Annotated in this window: 3 protein-coding genes and 1 pseudogene; 1 reads left to right on the top strand and 3 read right to left on the bottom strand. The window is 70.4% G+C overall.

The features are described from left to right. The 3 genes and pseudogenes from M0P34_RS13645 to M0P34_RS13635 all read right to left on the bottom strand — a co-directional run. A pseudogene (locus M0P34_RS13645) lies at positions 1 to 355 on the bottom strand (hypothetical protein); the annotation flags it as partial. A 200-nt stretch (positions 356 to 555) separates the two neighbouring features. Beyond that, positions 556 to 1,707: an NADP-dependent isocitrate dehydrogenase gene (gene icd / locus M0P34_RS13640; RefSeq protein WP_291500080.1), complete on the bottom strand. Its 1,152-nt coding sequence runs from the start codon at positions 1,705 to 1,707 to the stop codon at positions 556 to 558. A gap of 317 nt (positions 1,708 to 2,024) precedes the next feature. Continuing rightward, positions 2,025 to 4,505: an EAL domain-containing protein gene (locus tag M0P34_RS13635; RefSeq protein WP_291500078.1), complete on the bottom strand. Its 2,481-nt coding sequence runs from the start codon at positions 4,503 to 4,505 to the stop codon at positions 2,025 to 2,027. A gap of 277 nt (positions 4,506 to 4,782) precedes the next feature. Between M0P34_RS13635 and M0P34_RS13630 the strand changes: the two genes are divergently transcribed. Beyond that, positions 4,783 to 5,063: DEAD/DEAH box helicase (locus M0P34_RS13630; protein ID WP_291500075.1), on the top strand; the 281-nt coding region annotated here is incomplete at its 3' end.

Genomic DNA, 5,063 nt, shown 5'->3' with positions numbered 1-5,063 from the left:
TGTGCGCCGGGCCGTCCTCGAACACAGAGGTCACCCTGAGCCGCGAGTCCAGCCCCCGCACGGCGGCGTGGGCGTCGCGCCAGTCCACGTCGTAGAGGTCCAGGTTCGCGACACGAAGGCCGATGGAGGGCGCGAGCTTCTCGCCGCACAGCGGGGCGTTGGCCCTGCGGATCCTATTGGCCACGCGGTGGAACTGGCGCTCGTGGGCCTCCTGGATCTCCACCACCGTCCGGCGCTGCATCTCGGCCTCGGCGGCGGTTTCCCGTTCGGAAACGGTGGGCCCCGCGGTCTTCACGCCGCAGGCGGCGAGCAGCAGCAAGGCGAACAGCGGCAGTGTGCGCAGGATTCCAGTCATGGTTCCCCCAGTTGGGTTCGGACAATGCGCGGCATGCCCCCGAGGGGCTCGCCCCGCCCGGCGGGGCTCCGGGGAAAATACATAAATTATGGCGAAATGTTACACAAGGGATTTGTCAACGCATATCGATAGACGCGAAAGGCCCGGGCCTTCTTCGGCCCGGGCCCTGCGAAACGCCTGCCGCGCATGCGGCGGCCGGGCTAGAGGCCCGCGCCCAGCAGCTCGCCGAACTCGCGGCAGCCCACAACCGTGGCGCCCTCGATCTGCCCGGCCAGGTCCACGGTGACGCGCTTTTGCGAGATCACCCGGTTCACGGCCGCATGGATCAGCGCGGCGGCCTCGGGCATCCCGGCGTGCTCAAGGAGCATGGCCCCGGAAAGGATCAGGCTGCCGGGGTTGGCCTTGTCCTGCCCGGCGATGGTCGGCGCCGTGCCGTGAGTCGGCTCGAAAAAGGCCAGGCCGTCGGACATGTTCACGCCCGGGGCCAGCCCCAGGCCGCCGACCTGGGCCGCCAGGGCGTCGGAGATGTAGTCGCCGTTCAGGTTCGTGGTGGCGATGACGCTGTAGTCGCGCGGATACATGAGCACGTTCTGGAACATGGCGTCGGCGATGCGGTCCTTGATGATCACGGGCCGCGAGCCCCCGGCCTTGGCCTCGTCCTCGGTCATGACGCTTTCGGCGAACTCCTCGGCGGCGACCTCGTAGCCCCAGGCGCGAAACGCGCCCTCGGTGTGCTTCATGATGTTGCCCTTGTGCGACAGGGTCACGCTGGGCTTGCCGTGGTCCAGAGCGAAGCGCAGGGCCTTGCGCACCAGGCGCTTGGAACCCTTGGCGGTCATGGGCTTCACGCCCACCCCGGCCGCCTCGTCCACCCGGGCGCCCAGCTCGTCGCGCAAGAAGGCGATGAGCTTTCTGGCCTCGGGGGTTCCGGCGGCGTATTCGATGCCCGCGTACACGTCCTCGGTGTTCTCGCGGAACACGATCATGTCCACGTCCTGCGGGCGCTTGACGGGCGACTGCACGCCCTCGAAATAGCGGATGGGCCGGATGCAGGCGTAGAGGTCCAGCACCTGGCGCAGGGTCACGTTCAGGCTGCGGAAACCCTTGCCCACCGGGGTGGTCAGGGGGCCCTTCATGGCCAGGGCCGCGCCGCGCAGGGCGTTCATGGTCTCGTCGGGCAGGTGGCTGCCCGTCTCGCGGTAGGCCTTCTCGCCCGCCAGCAGCTCGACCCACTCCAGGGCGCGCGCGCCGCCGTAGGCCTTTTCCACGGCGGCGTCCAGCACGGGCCGACCCGCGGCCCAGACCTCGGGGCCGATGCCGTCGCCTTCGATATAATACACCTTGGTGCTCATGGCTCCTCCACAGATCGTTTGGGACGCCGAGTGCATAGCGGAAAGGCTCCGCTTTGTCCATTGGCGCACAAGCCGCGCGGCCCGCGCGGGGCGCAGGGGAAGCCCCGGGACCGGACGGGCCCGCGCCGGACGGCGGGGGCGCAGGCGGCGGGAACGGGAGATGCCGGACGGGGATGGGTCGATAAAGGACAGGGTGGCGCCAAAAGGCCGGGCGGCGCCGAAGCGGGACAGGGAACGGCGCCAAAGGCCGGGCGGCGCCGCCAGGGCCGCAGGGGCCCTTTCTCGGCCCGGGGGCCGTAGGGCGGCCCCTTGCGCCCTCAGGGCACCGGGGCCCCGAGCCCCGGGCCGGGGTGCCCGGCGGCGGCCGGGGGCGGCGCGTGGTCCTGGCCGCCCGCCCCGCCCGGCTCGGCGCAGGCGCCCGCGGGCTGCGGGCCGCCGAGGCCGCCGCGCCGGTCGCGCACATAGGAGTTGCCGTCTATGCTCTTGGCGTATTTCTTGACCTCGGCGGCGCGGTGGCCCAGGGCCGAGAGGTCGCAACGGCCCATGCAGTCAACGATGGCCAGGGACACGGACACCAGCGGGAAGCGGCGCAGCCCGCCCTCGCGGCTCCTGCATTCGATCCAGCCGCGCTCGCGGTCGCTGGGCATGTAGCAGCGGCGCACAAGCCGCCCGAAGCAGCGCACCACGGCCCGGCAGATGCGCTCGGCGCGCTCGGGCTCGCACATGATGACCATGTCGTCGCCGCCGATGTGGCCCACGAACTCGCGCTGCATGCCGCCGTGGCGCCGCGCGGCCCAGTCCATGATCCGCGCCAGCGTCAGGATGACCTGGTCGCCGTTCTTGAAGCCGTAGGTGTCGTTGTAGACCTTGAAGTTGTCCAGGTCGGCGTAGACGACGGAGAACGGCGTGCCCGCGTTGCAGCGCCGCTCCAGCTCCAGCTCGATGGCCACGTTGCCCGGCAGGCCCGAGAGCGGGTTCATGCCCTTGGCCATTTCCACCTGCGCCGTGGCGATGACGTCCATCATGTGCTGCACGGAAACCACCCCGGCCAGCTGCCCGCGCTCGGTGACCACGATATGGTCGAACACCTTGGCCTTCTTGCGTTTCATGGCCTCGCGGGCCACGTTTTCCACGGCGGTGGCGCCTTCGGCGTACAGCGGCGAGGGGTCCATGATCAGGCTCACGGGCCGGTTGTAATACAGCGCCAGGCCGTACTGCGACGACAGGGCCTGGTCCAGGTGATGGTTCATGACCAGCCCCGCGGGCCGGTCGGCGCGCATGACCACCGCGCAGCCCAGGGGCCCGGCGCCGCGCAGCAGCTCCTTGACCTCGCTGACCGTCGTCTGCTGGCCCACCGTGGGCGCCGTTTCCACCAGGTCGCGCATCACGGCCGAGAGCTTGCGGTCGGCGACCATGCCGCGCCCCCCGCGTGAAAAATGGCGCTGCACCTCGGGCGGCAGGCCGGGCTTGGGGTAGCCCGGGCGGGCCAGGAAGAAACCCTGCCCGTAGTGGACGCCCATGCGCATGAGCGTGGCCAGCTCGCCCTCGTTCTCGATGCCCTCGGCGATGAGCTGGCAGCCGATGTTGTCCGAGAAGGTGACCAGGGTCTCCATCAGCGCGCGCTTGACCGGGTTGTGGTCGATCTCGCGCACCAGGGACATGTCGACCTTCAGGAACTCGGGGCGGATCTCGGCGATGGACCACAGCCCGGAATAGCCGGTGCCCACGTCGTCAACGGCCACCTGGAAGCCCTGGCTGCGGTAATGGTCCAGGGTGCGGTGGAACAGGGCGAAATCGCGCACGCTGTGCCGCTCGGTGATCTCCAGGACCACGTCCGACGGGCTCAGGCCGCTCTTTTCCAGCAGCCGGACCGTCTCGCCCGGGGAAAAGGCCGGGTCGACCATGGTCCGGGGGTGGACGTTGAGGAAGAGTTTCTGGTCCTGACCGATGGTGCCCAGGCGGTGGATGGCGCTCTCGCGGCAGGCTTTCTCCAGGGCGAAGACCTGGTCCACCTCCTCGGCGAAGTCGAAGAGCACCGCCGGGGACTGGAAATGCGACCCCTCGGGCCCCCGGGCCAGGGCTTCCCAGGCCAGGATGGCCCCGGAGTCCAGGTCGACCACGGGCTGGTAGGCGCTGCGGATCAGCCGGTCGCTGACGATCTCGCGAAACTCCTTGAGCAGGGAGAGCTTGGTCACGTCCAGCGCGCCCGCCGCCACGCGCCGGGCATCGGACAGGGCGGCGAACACGGCGTCGCCCAGGCTCCCGGCGGCCCTGTCCAGCAGGCCGTAGCCCGCCAGCACGTTCAGGCTCTGGCCCGTAAGGTTCAGGGATTCCTGCTTGACCCGGCTCTTGACGCGCAGGCGGATGGCCAGGACCAGCTCGCCCAGGTAGCCCTCGTCCCAGTGGGAGTCGCCGCAAAGCAGCAGATGGCGCCCCGGCTCCAGGGTCTCCACATAGCTCACCCGGCAGTCCACGACCTGCTCCCCGCGCAGGGCCTCCAGCTCCTGCTGCACGATCTCCTGGATGCGCCCGGCCACCAGCCCGCCGTACACGTCGGCGAAGACCTGGAAGTTCTCCACCTCCAGATAGATGAGCGCCAGGGTGTTGCCCGCGGCCAGGTAGCCCTCCAGCCCGCGGCGCTCCGCCGGCTGGAGGAAGCGCAGGGACCGCGCCGCCGGGCGCCCGCCGGGGGGCTGCGCCTGCCCGCGCGCGAAAAGGCCCGATCCGAACCCGCGCAGGGTTTCGAGCATATGCACTCCTTGGAAGGAAATGGACTTGGAATCCTTGTGTCTTTCCATGAATTGGACCTCCCGTACCGGGCACCCCGGGTGTAGCCCCACGGGGGGGCGCCCCGGGTAACGCGGGGGTGGAAATCGGGTGACGTTTGCGTGACGAGGCCGGAAATCCGCATGGGGCCCGGGAGGAAATCCGCGCCCGGGCCGGGCGGGCGAAAGGGCGGGCGCCGCAGGCCCATTTGTCACCCGGCGCGCGATGGGGTACACGAAGGCCCGGACACGGCCGCGCCCCCCGGCACGGCCACACCACACCCCCCGACCCGCGAGGACACCAGCGAGCATGCTTGAACGCGCCCGGGCCGAACTGCGCTCCACCTTCGGCTTTCCCGACTTTCGCGGCCTGCAGTGGCCGGTCATCGAACACGTCCTCTCGGGCGGCGACGCCGTGGTGCTCATGCCCACCGGCGGGGGCAAATCGCTGTGCTACCAGCTCCCGGCCCTGCTGCTGCCGGGGGTCTGCGTGGTGGTCTCGCCGCTCATCGCCCTCATGCGCGACCAGGTCCAGGCCCTGCGCCAGATGGGCGTGCGCGCGGCGTGCATCAACTCCGCCCTGGCTCCCGG

The organism is Desulfocurvus sp. (assembly GCF_023230885.1).
In the GTDB taxonomy this organism is placed as follows: domain Bacteria; phylum Desulfobacterota; class Desulfovibrionia; order Desulfovibrionales; family Desulfovibrionaceae; genus Desulfocurvus.
This window is presented reverse-complemented; position numbering and strand designations above follow the sequence as displayed.